Origin of the sequence: Rhodanobacter sp. PCA2 (genome assembly GCF_013620825.1) — a bacterium.
GTDB lineage: Bacteria > Pseudomonadota > Gammaproteobacteria > Xanthomonadales > Rhodanobacteraceae > Rhodanobacter_A.
Map to the genome: position 1 here is coordinate 59,652 of NZ_NJIC01000018.1, position 15,169 is coordinate 74,820.

At 66.8% G+C, this 15,169-nt stretch carries 10 protein-coding genes and 8 tRNA genes; 16 read left to right on the forward strand and 2 right to left on the reverse strand.

Features of this window, described 5'->3' with window-relative positions; genetic code table 11:
• Positions 1 to 32 precede the first annotated feature (32 nt).
• The 16 genes from rlmE to PCA_RS07000 all read left to right on the forward strand — a co-directional run bounded on the left by rlmE (position 33) and on the right by PCA_RS07000 (position 12,928).
• The gene (rlmE, locus tag PCA_RS06925) at positions 33 to 683 is read left to right on the forward strand and encodes a 23S rRNA (uridine(2552)-2'-O)-methyltransferase RlmE (protein ID WP_181301871.1); all 651 of its coding nucleotides are present in this window, start codon (positions 33 to 35) and stop codon (positions 681 to 683) included.
• Positions 680 to 2,638 carry an ATP-dependent zinc metalloprotease FtsH gene (ftsH, locus tag PCA_RS06930; RefSeq protein WP_181301872.1) on the forward strand — a complete coding sequence of 653 codons (1,959 nt, stop codon included), beginning with the start codon at positions 680 to 682 and terminating at the stop codon, positions 2,636 to 2,638. Before rlmE ends, ftsH begins: the two co-directional genes overlap by 4 nt.
• A 269-nt stretch (positions 2,639 to 2,907) precedes the next feature.
• Positions 2,908 to 2,984, forward strand: a tRNA-Arg gene (locus PCA_RS06935).
• Between the two features lie 174 nt (positions 2,985 to 3,158).
• Positions 3,159 to 3,235 (forward strand) — tRNA-Pro (locus PCA_RS06940).
• 25 nt (positions 3,236 to 3,260) lie between these two features.
• A tRNA-Arg gene (locus PCA_RS06945) sits at positions 3,261 to 3,337 on the forward strand.
• Between the two features lie 16 nt (positions 3,338 to 3,353).
• Positions 3,354 to 3,429, forward strand: a tRNA-His gene (locus PCA_RS06950).
• 14 nt (positions 3,430 to 3,443) lie between these two features.
• Positions 3,444 to 3,519, forward strand: a tRNA-Lys gene (locus PCA_RS06955).
• Positions 3,520 to 3,716: 197 nt separating this feature from the next.
• Positions 3,717 to 3,802 (forward strand) — tRNA-Leu (locus tag PCA_RS06960).
• An 81-nt stretch (positions 3,803 to 3,883) separates the two neighbouring features.
• Positions 3,884 to 5,176 (forward strand): trigger factor, encoded by a 1,293-nt coding sequence (tig, locus tag PCA_RS06965; protein WP_181301873.1) that lies wholly within the window; start codon positions 3,884 to 3,886, stop codon positions 5,174 to 5,176.
• An 82-nt stretch (positions 5,177 to 5,258) separates the two neighbouring features.
• On the forward strand, positions 5,259 to 5,882 hold the full coding sequence (gene clpP, locus PCA_RS06970) for an ATP-dependent Clp endopeptidase proteolytic subunit ClpP (protein ID WP_181301874.1): 624 nt from the start codon (positions 5,259 to 5,261) through the stop codon (positions 5,880 to 5,882).
• A gap of 171 nt (positions 5,883 to 6,053) precedes the next feature.
• Positions 6,054 to 7,346: an ATP-dependent Clp protease ATP-binding subunit ClpX gene (gene clpX / locus PCA_RS06975; protein ID WP_181301875.1), complete on the forward strand. Its 1,293-nt coding sequence runs from the start codon at positions 6,054 to 6,056 to the stop codon at positions 7,344 to 7,346.
• Between the two features lie 237 nt (positions 7,347 to 7,583).
• On the forward strand, positions 7,584 to 10,079 hold the full coding sequence (gene lon / locus PCA_RS06980) for an endopeptidase La (RefSeq protein ID WP_181301876.1): 2,496 nt from the start codon (positions 7,584 to 7,586) through the stop codon (positions 10,077 to 10,079).
• Between the two features lie 342 nt (positions 10,080 to 10,421).
• Complete coding sequence (locus tag PCA_RS06985) at positions 10,422 to 10,694, forward strand: HU family DNA-binding protein (protein WP_181301877.1); 273 nt, start codon at positions 10,422 to 10,424, stop codon at positions 10,692 to 10,694.
• A 19-nt stretch (positions 10,695 to 10,713) separates the two neighbouring features.
• Positions 10,714 to 10,788 (forward strand) — tRNA-Val (locus PCA_RS06990).
• Positions 10,789 to 10,797: 9 nt separating this feature from the next.
• Positions 10,798 to 10,874: transfer RNA gene (locus PCA_RS06995), tRNA-Asp, on the forward strand.
• A 146-nt stretch (positions 10,875 to 11,020) separates the two neighbouring features.
• Positions 11,021 to 12,928: a SurA N-terminal domain-containing protein gene (locus PCA_RS07000; RefSeq protein WP_181301878.1), complete on the forward strand. Its 1,908-nt coding sequence runs from the start codon at positions 11,021 to 11,023 to the stop codon at positions 12,926 to 12,928.
• A gap of 81 nt (positions 12,929 to 13,009) precedes the next feature.
• On the opposite strand, the gene PCA_RS07005 is transcribed toward PCA_RS07000, so the two are convergent.
• Positions 13,010 to 14,251, reverse strand: a complete 1,242-nt coding sequence (locus PCA_RS07005) for a transglycosylase SLT domain-containing protein (protein ID WP_343204424.1) — start codon at positions 14,249 to 14,251, stop codon at positions 13,010 to 13,012.
• Complete coding sequence (gene gloB / locus PCA_RS07010) at positions 14,248 to 15,015, reverse strand: hydroxyacylglutathione hydrolase (RefSeq protein WP_181301879.1); 768 nt, start codon at positions 15,013 to 15,015, stop codon at positions 14,248 to 14,250. The genes PCA_RS07005 and gloB overlap by 4 nt, the downstream gene beginning before the upstream one ends.
• Positions 15,016 to 15,169 lie beyond the last annotated feature (154 nt).

A 15,169-nucleotide genomic window follows, 5' to 3' on the forward strand; every position in this document is an offset into this window, starting at 1 on the left:
GCGGCCTGATTCCCTGTAGCGATGTACCCCCCATGAGCCGCAGCAAGAGCAGCGCCGGCTGGCTGCGCGAACACTTCAGCGACGCCTACGTGAAGAAGGCGCAGGCCGAAGGCGTGCGCTCGCGCGCGGTGTACAAGCTGGAGGAGCTGATCGACCGCGACCGCCTGCTCAAGCCGGGCATGGCCGTGGTGGACCTGGGGGCGGCGCCGGGCGGCTGGTCGCAGCTGGTGCGCCAGCGGCTGGGCGACCGCGGCAAGGTGGTGGCGCTGGACATCCTGCCGATGCAGGGCATCGCGGGGGTGGATTTCATGCAGGGCGATTTCCGCGAGGAAAGCGTGCTGCGCGCGCTGGAGGCGCGGCTGGAGGGCCAGCAGGTGGATCTTGTGCTCTCCGACATGGCCCCCAATATGAGTGGTGTGGCCTTGGCCGACCAGATCCGGGCGATGGATCTGGCCGAACTGGCGCTGGATTTTTCCCGGCAATGGCTGAAACCGGGGGGCGCGTTCCTGATCAAGCTGTTCCAGGGCGCCGGCTTCGACGATTACCTGCGCAGCTTGCGCGCGGACTTCTCGCGCGTGACGATGCGTAAACCAAAGGCCTCGCGCGCGCGTTCGCGGGAGGTATACGCGCTCGCTACCGGCCGCAAGGCCGCCGCGGCGCAACCGGGCGAGAACCGCGCATGAACGAAACAGCGAAAAACGTATTGCTCTGGGTGATCATCGCGGTGGTCCTGTTCACCGTGTTCCAGAGCTTCAATCCGCACGGCGCCGCGTCGTCGAACATGGCCTACAGCAGCTTCGTGCAGAGCGTGGGCAACGGCAACGTCTCCAGCGCCGTGATCAGCGCCGACACGCCGCCCAGCATCACCGGCAAGCTGAAGGACGGCTCCAGCTACCGCACCGTCGCGCCCATGCTCGGCTTCTCCACCAATGCGGTGGTCAAGCAGATGCAGGACAAGGGCGTGGAAGTGCGCCAGGACCCGGCCGAGGGCTTCTCCCTGCTGGGCCTGCTGGTGAGCTGGCTGCCGGTGCTGCTGATCGTGGGCGTGTTCATCTGGTTCATGCGCCAGATGCAGTCCGGCGGCGGCGGGCGCGGCGCGATGAGCTTCGGCCGTTCGCGCGCCAAGCTGCAGGGCGAGGACCAGATCAAGGTCAACTTCAGCGACGTGGCCGGTTGCGACGAGGCCAAGGAAGAAGTCGGCGAGCTGGTCGAGTTCCTGCGCGACCCGGGCAAGTTCCAGAAGCTGGGCGGCAAGATTCCGCGCGGCGTGCTGATGGTGGGCCCGCCCGGCACCGGCAAGACCCTGCTGGCCAAGGCCATCGCGGGCGAGGCCAAGGTGCCGTTCTTCTCGATCTCCGGTTCGGACTTCGTGGAGATGTTCGTGGGCGTGGGCGCCAGCCGCGTGCGCGACATGTTCGAGCAGGCCAAGAAGCACGCGCCCTGCATCATCTTCATCGACGAAATCGACGCGGTGGGTCGCCACCGCGGCGCCGGCCTGGGCGGCGGACATGACGAGCGCGAGCAGACCCTCAACCAGTTGCTGGTGGAGATGGACGGCTTCGAAGGCAGCGAAGGCATCATCGTGATCGCCGCCACCAACCGCCCCGACGTGCTCGATCCGGCGCTGCTGCGCCCGGGCCGTTTCGACCGCCAGGTGGTGGTCGGCCTGCCGGACGTGAAGGGCCGCGAGCAGATCCTCAAGGTGCACCTGCGCAAGGTGCCGGTGGCCAGCGACGTCGATGCGATGACCATCGCACGCGGCACGCCGGGCTTCTCCGGCGCCGACCTGGCCAACCTGGTCAACGAGGCGGCGCTGTTCGCCGCGCGCGAGAACGCGCGCGAAGTGCGCATGGCCCACCTGGACAAGGCGCGCGACAAGATCCTGATGGGCACCGAGCGCCGCTCGATGGCGATGAGCGAGGACGAGAAGAAGCTCACCGCCTACCACGAGGCCGGCCACGCCATCGTCGGCCGCCTCGTGCCCGAGCACGATCCGGTCTACAAGGTCACCATCATCCCGCGCGGTCGTGCGCTGGGCGTCACCATGTACCTGCCGGAAGGCGACAAGTACAGCATGAACAAGGTGGCGATCGAGTCGCAGCTGTGCTCGCTGTACGGCGGCCGCGTGGCGGAGGAGCTGATCTTCGGCACCGACAAGGTCACCACCGGCGCCTCCAACGACATCGAGCGCGCCACCAAGATGGCGCGCAACATGGCGACCAAGTGGGGCCTGTCCGACGAACTCGGCCCGATCACCTACGGCGAGGACGAGGACGAGGTGTTCCTGGGCCGCTCGGTGACCCAGCACAAGAGCATCTCCAACGAGACCGCCAGCAAGATCGACGAGGTGGTGCGCGGCATCCTCGACCGCGCCTATGCGCGCAGCACGCAGTTGCTCACCGACAACATCGACAAGCTGCACGCGATGGCCGAGGCGCTGCTGCAGTACGAGACCATCGACGCGCACCAGATCGACGACATCATGGCCGGCCGCGAGCCGGGGCCGCCGGCCGACTGGAACCGCAACGCCAGCGGCGGCTCCACGCCGCCACCGCCGCCGCCACCAAAGGGCGGGGACTCCACGGTAGGCAAGGTGGGCGATCCCGCCACGCAGAGCCGCTCCGGACTGGATGCCTGATTCGGACGTCTGGACGTCCATTTGATCTGCGCTGGCGGAGCATGCGAAAGGAGCGGCGGTTGTCGCTCCTTTCGTCGTTCGAGGGGCCGCGTGGCGCGCTGCCATCGTGTCGCACGGCATGTCGCGAAACGGGATGCGGGCAGGGCGCCTGTATGCGATGTGAAAAAAATTCACGAAAGGTGTTGACCTTCGCGGCCCAACCCTGAATAATTCCGCTCCTTGCTTCGGCGGTCCGGGAAACCGGGTGGCGGAAGCGGCAAGTTTAGTGTGCGCCCGTAGCTCAGTTGGATAGAGTACCTGGCTACGAACTAGGTGGTCGGGAGTTCGAATCTCTCCGGGCGCACCATTTTGTACTGCAGGCCGAAGCGTCCGTGCTTCGACCTGCTTTCGCGGAGCAGGCAGTTCGCCGATGCCGCGGAATGGTGGGCATGGTGCTCTGGCAATGCTCGCGGATTGACGGGTGGCATGGTCGGCCGTGACATTTCAAGGCTCCGTTGATGAAGGCTGTCGCGGGCTCGCTCGGGGTATAGCTCAGTCTGGTAGAGCGTTGCGTTTGGGACGCAAAAGTCGGGGGTTCGAATCCCTCTGCCCCGACCACTCGCGTGTTCTGCCGTAGGCGTCCGCGCCTGTAGCTCAACCGGATAGAGCATCGGCCTTCTAAGCCGACGGTTGCAGGTTCGAGTCCTGTCGGGCGCACCACTTGAAGTGTTTTATGGTGGACGTAGCTCAGCTGGTAGAGTCCCGGATTGTGATTCCGGTTGTCGTGGGTTCGAGTCCCATCGTTCACCCCAAAATTCAGGTTTCAGGGCCGTTAGCTCAGTTGGTAGAGCAGTTGACTCTTAATCAATTGGTCGAAAGTTCGAATCTTTCACGGCCCACCAACACCAGAACGCCGACCTCAGGGTCGGCGTTTTGCTTTGGTGCGATGCAAGGCTCCCGGACCGCGTCGCATGCTTGTGCTGCGCCTCGGCGCGACCGTACAATGAGCCGCTTTAGCGCTGGGTAATCATCGACTTAGGCTGCGGCGGGGCAGGTGTCACGGAAACGCCGTTTTTGCCCGCAAGGCCGGCCAGACAAGGCGAAAGTGGCGGAACTGGTAGACGCACCAGATTTAGGTTCTGGCGGGTAACCCCCGTGCGGGTTCGAGTCCCGCCTTTCGCACCACCCGGCACGATGGTTTTCCGGCGCTGCAGGTTGCCCCAAGGCGCCCGGCGGGTGCCCAACATTCAGGTTTCAGGAGACGACATGCAGGTTTCGGTTGAGAACATCGGCACGCTCGAGCGCAAGCTCACGGTGAAGTTTCCCGCCGAGCGTTACGAGACGCAGGTGAGCGCGCGCATCGCGGAGCTGGGGCGCACGGTACGCCTGAAGGGTTTTCGTCCGGGCAAGGTGCCGGTGGCCGTCATCAAGCAGCGTTTCGGCGAGCAGGTGCGCGGCGAAGTGCTGTCCGACCTGATCGGCAGCACGCTGCGCGAGGCGGTGACGCAGGAGAAGCTGCAGCCGGTCGCCAACCCCTCGATCGACACCACCGGCAAGCCGGAGAACGGCGAGATCGCCTACACCGCCACCTTCGAGGTGATGCCGGAATTCCCCGCGGTCGATGTGGCCGCGCTTGAAGTCAAGCGCCCGCGCGCCGAGGTGACCGACGCCGACGTGGAGAAGATGCTGGAAACGCTGCGCCAGCAGCGCCGCAGTTTCGAGCTGGTCGACCGCGCCTCTGCCGAGGGCGACTTCGTGATGTTCGAGTACGCCGCCGAGACCGGCGACTACCGTTTCCCGGCCGAAGGCCTGGAGCGTGCGGGCAGCGTGCTGGGTTCGGGCAACCTGTTCAAGGCGCTGGATGCGGCGCTGACCGGCCGCAAGTCCGACGACAGCTACGAGGCCGACGTCGAGTTCCCGGCGGATTTCCGCAACGAAAGCCTGGCCGGCAAGACGGCCAAGGTGAGCTTCAAGATCATCAAGGTGCAGGAGCCGAAGCTGCCCGAGATCGATGCCGAATTCGCCAAGCTGTTCGGCATCGCCGACGGCGACCTGGAACACTTCCGCAAGGAAGTGCGCGCCAACCTCGAGCGCGAGCTGAAGGCTGCGCTGATGGGGCGGCTGAAGTCCGAGGTGGCCGAGAAGCTGGCGGACGCGCATCCCGCGCTGGACGTGCCGAAGCTGATGGTGCAGTCCGAGGCGCAGGCGATGGCCGCAGGCAGCGTGCCGCGCGGTCAGCAGCCGCCGCCGCAGCTGGTCGAGGCCGCCATGCCGATGGCGCGCAAGCGCGTGACCGCCGGCCTGCTGATGGGCGAGATCGCCCGCAAGCAGGAGCTGAAGATCGACCGCAAGCGCGTGGCCGAGCAGCTTGCCGCGATCGCCTCGACCTACGAGGAGCCGGAGAAGGTCATTGAACTCTACAACGGCGACCCCCAGTTGATGTCCGGGCTGCAGAACCGCGTGATCGAGGACCAGGTGGCCGAGTGGGTGGCTGACCACGCCAACACCACCAACCTGGACCTGAGCTTCGACGAAGTGATGCGCCCCGCGGGCGCCTGATCATCAGGCGCGGGCCGTCGGGTCTGGCGGATGCCGGGCCCGATGGCATACTCAAGGCACACAACCGGAGAGCGCAAAGACCATGGAACAGATTCAGAACCTCAACCTGGTGCCGATGGTCGTCGAGCAGACCGCCCGCGGCGAGCGCTCCTACGACATCTACTCGCGCCTGCTGAAGGAGCGGGTGATCTTCCTGGTCGGCGAAGTCAACGACCAGGTGGCGAACCTGCTGGTCGCGCAGATGCTGTTCCTGGAGTCGGAGAACCCGGACAAGGACATCCACCTGTACATCAACAGCCCCGGCGGCGCGGTCACGGCCGGGCTGGCGATCTACGACACCATGCAGTACGTCAAGCCCGACGTCAGCACCATGTGCATCGGCCAGGCCTGCAGTGCCGCTTCGCTGCTGCTGATGGCCGGCGCCAAGGGCAAGCGCTTCTCGCTGCCGAACTCGCGGGTGATGATCCACCAGCCCTCGGGCGGCGCCCGCGGCCAGGCCACCGACATCGAGATCCAGGCCCAGGAGATCCTGTACCTGCGCCGGCGTCTCAACGACCTTTACGTGCACCACACCGGCCAGCCGCTGGACCGGATCGAGCGCGACATGGAACGCGACCGTTTCATGAGCGCCGAGGCGGCCCGCGAGTACGGCCTGATCGACGCGGTGCTCGACCGCCGCGCCGTCGACACGGTCAAGTCGGCCTGACGCCGATCTTGCGTCGTCCTTGATCGCGAAGATCCAACGGGCGGCCATCCATGGCCGTACTCTTCACGGTGCGGGTCCTGCGGTTCCGCGTCTGCCGGCAGACGCGGAACCCTGTGCTATTCTCGGGCCGCACCCTGAACCAGCCACAGTTTCACCAGCGGAATCGAAAGTATGAGCGACGATCGGCAGGGACGTTCCAGCGACGGCGGGAAGATTCTCTACTGCTCTTTCTGCGGCAAGAGCCAGCATGAGGTGCGCAAGCTGATCGCGGGCCCGTCCGTGTTCATCTGCGACGAATGCGTGGAGCTGTGCAACGACATCATCCGCGAGGAGCTGGAGGAGAAGGCCGCCTCCGGCCGCACCCAGCTGCCCAAACCCAAGGAAATCCGCGAGTCGCTGGACCAGTACGTGGTGGGCCAGTCCCGCGCCAAGAAGGCGCTGGCGGTGGCGGTGTACAACCACTACAAGCGCATGGAATCGCGCCAGAAGGGCGACGACGTCGAGTTGGGCAAGTCCAACATCCTGCTGATCGGGCCGACCGGCTCGGGCAAGACCCTGCTCGCCGAGACGCTGGCGCGCCTGCTCAACGTGCCGTTCACCATCGCCGACGCCACCACGCTGACCGAGGCCGGCTACGTGGGCGAGGACGTGGAGAACATTATCCAGAAGCTGTTGCAGAAGTGCGACTACGACGTCGAGAAGGCGCAGTCGGGCATCGTCTACATCGACGAGATCGACAAGATCTCGCGCAAGAGCGAAAACCCCTCGATCACCCGCGACGTGTCGGGCGAGGGCGTGCAGCAGGCGCTGCTGAAGCTGATCGAGGGCACGCTGGCCTCGGTGCCGCCGCAGGGCGGGCGCAAGCACCCGCAGCAGGAATTCCTGCAGGTGGACACCAAGAACATCCTGTTCATCTGCGGCGGCGCGTTCGCGGGGCTGGAGAAGGTGATCCAGCAGCGCTCCGAGAACACCGGCATCGGCTTCGGCGCCGAGGTGCGCAGCAAGGAGCGCACCCAGAACCTCGGCAAGATGCTGGCCGACGTGGAGCCGTCCGACCTGGTGAAGTTCGGCCTGATCCCCGAGTTCGTCGGCCGCCTGCCGGTGGTCGCCACGCTGGACGAGCTGGACGAGCCGGCGCTGGTGAAGATCCTCACCGAGCCGAAGAACGCCGTCACCAAGCAGTTCAAGAAGCTGTTCGAGATGGAGGACGTGGAGCTGGAATTCCGTCCCGAGGCGCTGCAGGCGATCGCCAAGAAGGCGCTGAAGCGCAAGACCGGCGCCCGCGGCCTGCGCACCATCCTCGAGCAGGTGCTGCTGGACACCATGTACGAGCTGCCTTCGCTGGAGCACGTCAGCAAGGTGGTGGTGGACGACGCGGTGATCGAAGGCCAGGCCGAGCCCTACCTGATCTACCGCGGCAACCTGCAGCAGCGCGCAGGCGGCGAGGGCGGCGACGCGGCCTGAACCCGACTGTCGCGAGATTCATCGAGACGGCCCCGGCGCGCGCGTCGGGGCCGTCTTGTTTCTGTCGCGGCTGCGACATCCAGCCGCGGCCATCGATGGCTGCGCGTTTGATCGTCGCGAGCCCGGGCCGCATGGCCGCGTTCGCTTGAGTAATCCGCCCGCTGCCTCCACTTGACGAGACATGGTGCCCGGCGCAGTGTCGGGCCTGTCCCCCGGATTCCCGCGAGAACCTCCTCAATGGCCAAAAACGCCCCTGCGCCTGCCGTACTCGACGCTCTGCCCGTGCTGCCACTGCGCGACGTGGTGGTCTACCCGCACATGGTCATTCCGCTGTTCGTGGGCCGCGACAAATCCATGCGTGCGCTGGAGCGTGCGATGGAGAGCGAGCGGCAGATCCTGCTTGTCGCGCAGAAGAGCCCTGACGTCGACGACCCGGCGGTGGGCGACCTGCATTCCATCGGCACGCTGGCCGGCGTGCTGCAACTGCTGAAGCTGCCCGACGGCACCGTGAAGGTACTCGTCGAAGGCCAGTCGCGCGTGTCCATCGAGGACTGCCACGAGGAAGGCGGCATGCTGGTTGCGCGCTCGCGCGTGATCGAACCGGTGTACAGCGTGAAGGAACGCGAGCTGGACGTGGTCTCGCGCACGCTCATCTCGCTGTTCGAACAGCTGGTGAAGCAGAGCCGCAAGCTGCCGCCGGAAGTGCTGGCCAGCCTGTCCGGCATCGAGGATCCCTCGCGCGTGGCCGACTCCATCGCGGCGCACCTGACGGTGCGCATGGCCGACAAGCAGAAGGTGCTGGAAACCAAGGACGTCGGCGAGCGCCTGGAACTGCTGATCGGCCTGGTCGACGGCGAGATGGACCTGCAGCAGGTGGAGAAGCGCATCCGCGGCCGCGTGAAGTCGCAGATGGAGAAGAGCCAGCGCGAGTACTACCTCAACGAGCAGATGAAGGCGATCCAGAAGGAGCTGGGCGAGGGCGAAGACAGCCCGAACGAGGTCGAGGAACTGCAGAAGAAGATCGAGAACGCCGGCATGCCCAAGCCGGTGCTGGCGAAGGCGCGCGCGGAGTTCGGCAAGCTGCGCCAGATGTCGCCGATGTCGGCCGAGGCCACGGTGGTGCGCAACTACCTCGACTGGCTGGTCGGCGTGCCGTGGAAGAAGCGCAGCAAGGTGCGCAAGGACCTGGCGCTCGCGCAGGAGGTGCTGGACGCCGACCACTTCGGCCTGGAGAAGGTCAAGGATCGCATCCTCGAATACCTCGCCGTGCAGCACCGCGTGTCGGTGATGAAGGGACCGATCCTGTGCCTGGTCGGCCCGCCCGGCGTGGGCAAGACCTCACTGGGCCAGTCGATCGCCAAGGCCACCAACCGGAAATTCGTGCGCATGTCGCTGGGCGGCGTGCGCGACGAGGCGGAAATCCGCGGCCACCGCCGCACCTACATCGGCTCGATGCCGGGCCGCATCGTGCAGAACCTCAACAAGGCCGGCAGCAAGAATCCGCTGTTCGTGCTCGACGAGATCGACAAGATGTCGATGGACTTCCGCGGCGATCCGTCCTCGGCGCTGCTGGAGGTGCTCGACCCCGAGCAGAACCACGCGTTCAACGACCACTACCTCGAGGTCGACCTCGATCTTTCCGAAGTGATGTGGATCGCCACCGCGAACTCGTTGAACATCCCGGGCCCGCTGCTGGACCGCATGGAAGTGATCCGTATCCCCGGTTACACCGAGGACGAGAAGCTGGCGATCGCGCAGAAGTACCTGTTGCCCAAGCAGCTCAAGGCGAACGGGCTGAAGCCCGAGGAATTGCACGTGGCCGAGGAGGCCGTGCGCGACATCGTGCGCTACTACACGCGCGAGTCCGGCGTGCGCAACCTGGAGCGCGAGGTTTCCAAGATCTGCCGCAAGGTGGTGAAGGAGCTCACGCTGGGCGAAGTGCGCAAGGCCAAGGGCAAGCAGCCGGCGAAAGCGGTGGCGAAGCCCGCGAAGGGCAAGGCGAAGGCCATCGCCGCCGTCATGGTGGATTCGGCCAACCTCGACCACTACCTGGGCGTGCGCCGTTTCGATTTCGGACGGAAGGAACTGCAGAACGAGGTGGGCCTGGTCACCGGCCTGGCCTGGACCCAGGTGGGCGGCGAGCTGCTCAGCATCGAAGCCTCGGTGGTGCCCGGCAAGGGACGGCTGGTGCATACCGGCCAGCTCGGCGACGTGATGAAGGAGTCGATCCAGGCGGCGCTGTCGGTGGTGCGTGCGCGCGTGGACCGGCTGGGCGTCGACCCGGAGTTCCACCAGAAATTCGACATCCACGTGCACGTGCCGGAAGGCGCCACGCCGAAGGACGGCCCCAGCGCCGGCATCGGCATGTGCACCGCGCTGGTGTCCGCGCTCACCAAGGTGCCGGTGCGCTCCGAAGTGGCGATGACCGGCGAGATCACGCTGCGCGGCCGCGTGCTGCCGATCGGCGGCCTCAAGGAAAAGCTGCTGGCCGCGCATCGCGGCGGCATCACCACGGTGATCATCCCCGAGGACAACAAGAAGGACCTGGCCGACATGCCGGCCAACATCACCGCCTCGCTGGAGATCCACCCCGTGCGCTGGATCGACGAGGTGCTCGACATCGCGCTGGAGCGCCCGCTGCAGCCGAATGAGCCCACGGCCGAGCCGCGGGCTGCCGCACGCGAGGAACCGGCCGACGCCGACGAAGCGGAGCAGCACGCACGCCCCCATTGAGGCGGCCCTGGCGCCAGGCGTCGCGGAGCCGGAAACGGCCCCGCGATGCCTGGCGCTTTCGTGCTTTTCGGAAAATTCTCAGATGACATGCGGCGTTTTGTGACGCGGTCGCCGGCAAACCTGTCCGGTGCCTGCATGTCGCCTGAAAACCTTGTCGCAGCTTGTGTTGCGGTGCTCGGCGAGGCGCTGGTATAAAGGCAAAACCGCAATCCCGGCGCCTGCTGCGCAAGGCCGTGATGCGGAGGTTGCGATACGGCGCCAAGCAGGCACCAACCATCCACGACGGCTGCGTGCGCCCATGCCACGGGCGCGCCTGCCGCAAAACGCACTAGGGAGCTTTCAATGAATAAAACCGATCTGATCAATGCCATCGCCGACAAGGCCGAACTGACCAAGGCCGATGCCAGCCGCGCGCTCGAAGCGTTCTTCGAGGTCGTGCAGAAGTCGCTGAAGAAGGGTGAGGACGTGTCGGTGGTCGGTTTCGGTACGTTCACCGTGCGCAAGCGCGCCGCCCGTACCGGTCGCAACCCGCGTACCAACGAGACGATCAAGATCAAGGCTTCGAAGGTTCCCGCCTTCAAGGCTGGCAAGACGCTCAAGGACGCCCTAAACTGAGCGGCTGACGCTTGGTTTCGGGTGCTTAGCTCAGCGGTAGAGCGCCGCCCTTACAAGGCGATGGTCGTAGGTTCGATCCCTACAGCACCCACCAGAAAACTGCGGAGCGGTAGTTCAGTCGGTTAGAATGCTGGCCTGTCACGCCGGAGGTCGCGGGTTCGAGTCCCGTCCGCTCCGCCACGGTTCGCAAGGGCGCCCCTGTGGCGCCCTTGTCGTTTGAACGGCGTTCCAGGGGAATCCGCCGTGACAGGCGCCTCGCCGGCGCCCGAAGAGTTCGTGCAACGTGCGCCCGGGGGCGCCGATCAACACTGGCAGGAAGGTAGGCAATGCTGCAGGCAATGCGTAACAAGATGCACGGATGGCCGGCCATCGTCGTTCTCGGCGTGTGCGTCTTCGCCGTCTCGTTCTTCGGCATCGAGGGCTACATCATGTCCCGCGCCGACACCTATGTGGCGAAGGTGGGCAAGCACGAGATCAGCCAGCAGGATTTCCAGGACCGCATGAACCAGTTGCGCCAGCAACTGAGCGCCGAGCAGGGCGACAACTTCGACCCGGATGCGTTCGAGAAGCCGGACATGAAGCTGAAGGTGCTGGACGGCATGATCGACCAGCAGCTGCTGCTGCAGGCGAACCAGAACTGGGGCATCCGCGTACCCGACCAGGCCGTGCGCGACTACATCGCCGGGATCCCCGCGTTCCAGGTCAACGGCCAGTTCGATCCCGCCACCTACCGCACCGTGCTGGCCGAGCAGCGCAAGACGCCGGAGATGTTCGAGAACGACGTGCGCGCCTCGCTGTCCACCCAGGCCCTGCCCAACGCGGTCGACGGCAGCACCATCATCACCGACGCCGAGATCGACCATTACCTGGACCTGCGCATGCAGCGCCGCGATCTGAGCTACTTCGTGCTGCCCAAGCCGCAGCCCGCGGACGCCACGGTCACCGACGCGCAGATCGAGACGTATTACAAGGAACACCTCGCGGATTACATGAACCCCGAGCAGGTGGCGCTGCAGTACGTCGAGGTGAACGGCGCAGCCCTCGTCCCGGACGCCGCACCCAGCGACGCCGATCTCATGAAACGCTACGAGAACGAGAAGCAGCGCTTCGTGCAGCCCGAGCAGCGCGAGGTGTCGCACATCCTCGTCAACGTGCCCGCCAACGCCACGCCGGAGCAGCAGAAGGCCGCGATGGCCAAGGCCGACAAGATCGCCGCCGAGGCCACGCCGGAGAATTTCGCCAAGCTGGCCGCGCAGGATTCGGACGACCTGGGTTCCAGGCGCCAGGGCGGCGACCTGGGCTGGCTGCAGAAGGGCGTGACCAATGCCGCCTTCGACACCGCGATGTTCGCGCTGAAGAAGGGCGAGATCTCCAAGCCGGTGCTGACGCCGGACGGCTACGACATCATCTGGCTGCGCGACACCCGCAGCGGCGAGGCGAAGTCGTTCGCCGAGGTGCGCAGCCAGCTGCTGGCCGAGGCCACCGCCGGCGACAAGGATCGCAAGTACAACGAGGTGGCCGGCAAGCTGTCGGACAGCAGCTACCAGAACCCCTCGTCGCTGGAGCCGGCCGCGCAGGCGCTGGGCCTGACCATCAAGAGCACGGAGCTGTTCTCCGCCAAGGGCGGCGAGGGCATCGCCGCGAACCTCAAGGTCGTCAAGGCCGCATTCGGCAACGACGTGCTGGCGCAGGGCAACAACTCCAACCTGATCGAGCTGGGCAACGACGATGCGGTGGTGATCCGCGTGGCCAAGCACGAGCCCGCCGCGGCGAAGCCGCTGGCTGAGGTGTATGACGCCATCGGCAAGACCATCCTCGCCCAGCGCGTCGAATCCGCCGCGAAGCAGCAGGCCGATGCCTTGCTTGCGCGCCTGCGCAAGGGCGAGACGATGGCGGCGGTGGGGGCGTCCGCGAATGCGGCGATCAAGAATGTCGCCGATGCAGTGCGCGTGCAGCCGGACGTGCCGGCGTCGCTGCTCGACCAGGCCTTCCTGCTGCCGCACCCGGTCGACGGCAAGCCGCAATACACCGCGGTGGCGATGCCGGAGGACGACACCTATGCGCTGCTGGCGGTGGACAAGGTGCAGGGCGCGGATCTGTCCAAGATCCCGGCCGACCAGCGCGACATGCTGCGCCAGCAGATGATCCAGGCCTACGGTGCGGTGGCTACCCAGGAACTGATCAAGACGCTGCGCAACAGCACCGAGATCAAGATCGCCAAGGACCGGATGTAAACCCCGGCCGCCAGGCGTCGCAACGAAGAAGGCGGCCCACGGGCCGCCTTCTTCGTTGCCTGCATCCGGAAACCGTACGCTTCAGCCCGGTGCGCCGAGCTTGAGCACCTGGCCGGGCTTGACGCGCTGGGCCTTCAGGTGGTTCCAGCGCTGCAGGTCGCGCACGCTCACCGAGTAGCGGCGGGCGAGCTGCCAGAGGCTCTCGCCGGACCGGACCCGGTGCGTGCGCGGGCGTTCCGCGGTCGTCGCCGGCGCCGGGCCGGAGACCTGTTCCGCATCGCTGGCGCCCATGCCCCGGCCGAGCACCGCATCGGGCAGGCGGTCGGCGCTGGCGCTGGCGGCCTGGGCCAGCAGCGCATCGCGGAATTGCCGCGCGTGGCCCACCGGCATCATCAGGTAGGTGGTTTCGCGGGTATCGGCGATGTCGCTGCGGAAGGCGGCGTTGAGGTCCTTCAGCTTGTCCAGCGGCATGCCGGCGTGGTCGGCCGCGCGTGCCAGCGGCATCGAATGCGGCAACGGCACCGAGACGAGGTGCTGGTCGGCCGTGAGCGTGGGCAGCGTGACGTTGAACCGCCCGGGCTCGCGCACCACGCAGGCCATGGCCAGCAGCCGGGTGAGGTGCTGGCGGGTGACGTCGTGCACGGACCAGCGCGGGATCACCGGCAACTCCGGCGGCAGCCCGTGCCGCTGGACCAGCGCGCGGGCCCGGAACTCGCCGGCGTTGTACGCGTAGTCGGCGACGCGCCAGTCGTTGAACTGCTCGTGGTAGCGGCTGAGCAGTTTCATCACCGCATCGGCGGCGGCCTGCACGTCCAGCCGGGCGTCGTAGCGGTGGTCCACCTGCAGGCCCATCGCGGAGGCGGTGACCGGCATGATCTGCCACATGCCGGCCGGGCGGCCGCGCTTGCCGGGAATGGGGCGGAAACCGCTTTCGACCCAGGGCAGCAGCACGAATTCGCCCGCCACGTTGTGCCTGGCCGCGACCTGCTGCACGTAGGCCAGCTTGGGCAACGCCGCGCGCGCCTCGTCCTCGAACTGTTCCGGGTTGCGCGTGTAGCGGCGAGCCTGGGCCAGCACCGCGGGCTCGGCATCGCAATCGGCCATCGCGAAACTGTCGCGCAGGCGGTCCCAGACATTCCCGGCTTGCGGCTGGGTCGGCGCCGCCGCCTCGGCCGGCGCGGCGCTTTCGGCGGCCGGGACCGGGGCGGGCAGGGCGGCCGGCAGCGCAGGTTCGGGACGCGGCGTCGTCGTGGTGGCGCAGGCGCTGAGCAGGGCCGAGAGCGCCAGCGGCAACAGCCGCTTCGGATGCAGGGTCCTGTTCATGCGCGGAACGCGTCCTTGGCGGACCGCACGGCGGCGAAGCGCGCCGTGCGGTCCGCCGGATGGCCGGGTTGCTGCCGGCACCACTCGACCACCGCCGGCGCGTCGGTGCGCAGGAACGGATTGGTCGCCCGTTCGCTGGCCATCGATACCGGCAGGCTGGGGCGTTCACTGGCGCGCAGCGCCGCGACTTCCTCGACACGCACCGACAGTTCGGCGTTGTCCGGCTCGACCTCGCGCGCGAAGCGGCCGTTGGCGGCGGTGTATTCGTGACCGCAGCAGAGCAAGGTATCGGCCGGCAATGCCGCCAGCCGGTCCAGCGAAGCCAGCATCTGCGCGGGCGTGCCCTCGAACAGCCGGCCGCAGCCCATGCTGAACAAGGTGTCGCCGGCCAGCAGCACGCCTTCGCCGAAGTAGGCCACGTGGCTCAGCGTGTGGCCCGGCACCGCGATCACCTCGAAGCTGGCCTGCGGCAGCGGCAGGTCGATGCGCTCGCCGTCGCGCACGCGCACGGTGGCTGCAGCTATCCGTGCGTCCTCGGGCGCGTACACGGCCGCGCCGTGGCGCTCGCGCAACGCCAGCGCGCCGCCAACATGGTCGTGATGGTGGTGGGTGAGCAGGATCGCCTGCAGCCGCAGCTCGCGCGCGGCCAGCGCCTGCTCCACCGGCGCGTCGTCGCCGGGATCGACGACCAGGGCATGACCCTCGTCGTCGTGCAGCAGCCAGATGTAATTGTCGGCCAGTGCCGGTAGCGGTAGGAGATGCATGCATGCTCCGCTGCGTTGGTCGAACGGCAAACGCAGCCTGCCTGGCATGCGCGAATCGGACGACTATAAACAGCCTGCCCGGAAGACTCGTTAGCATGCCGTTAATGCCTGATGTGACGGTTCAGCGACGTGATGAGCGTCCCGCCGGGGATGC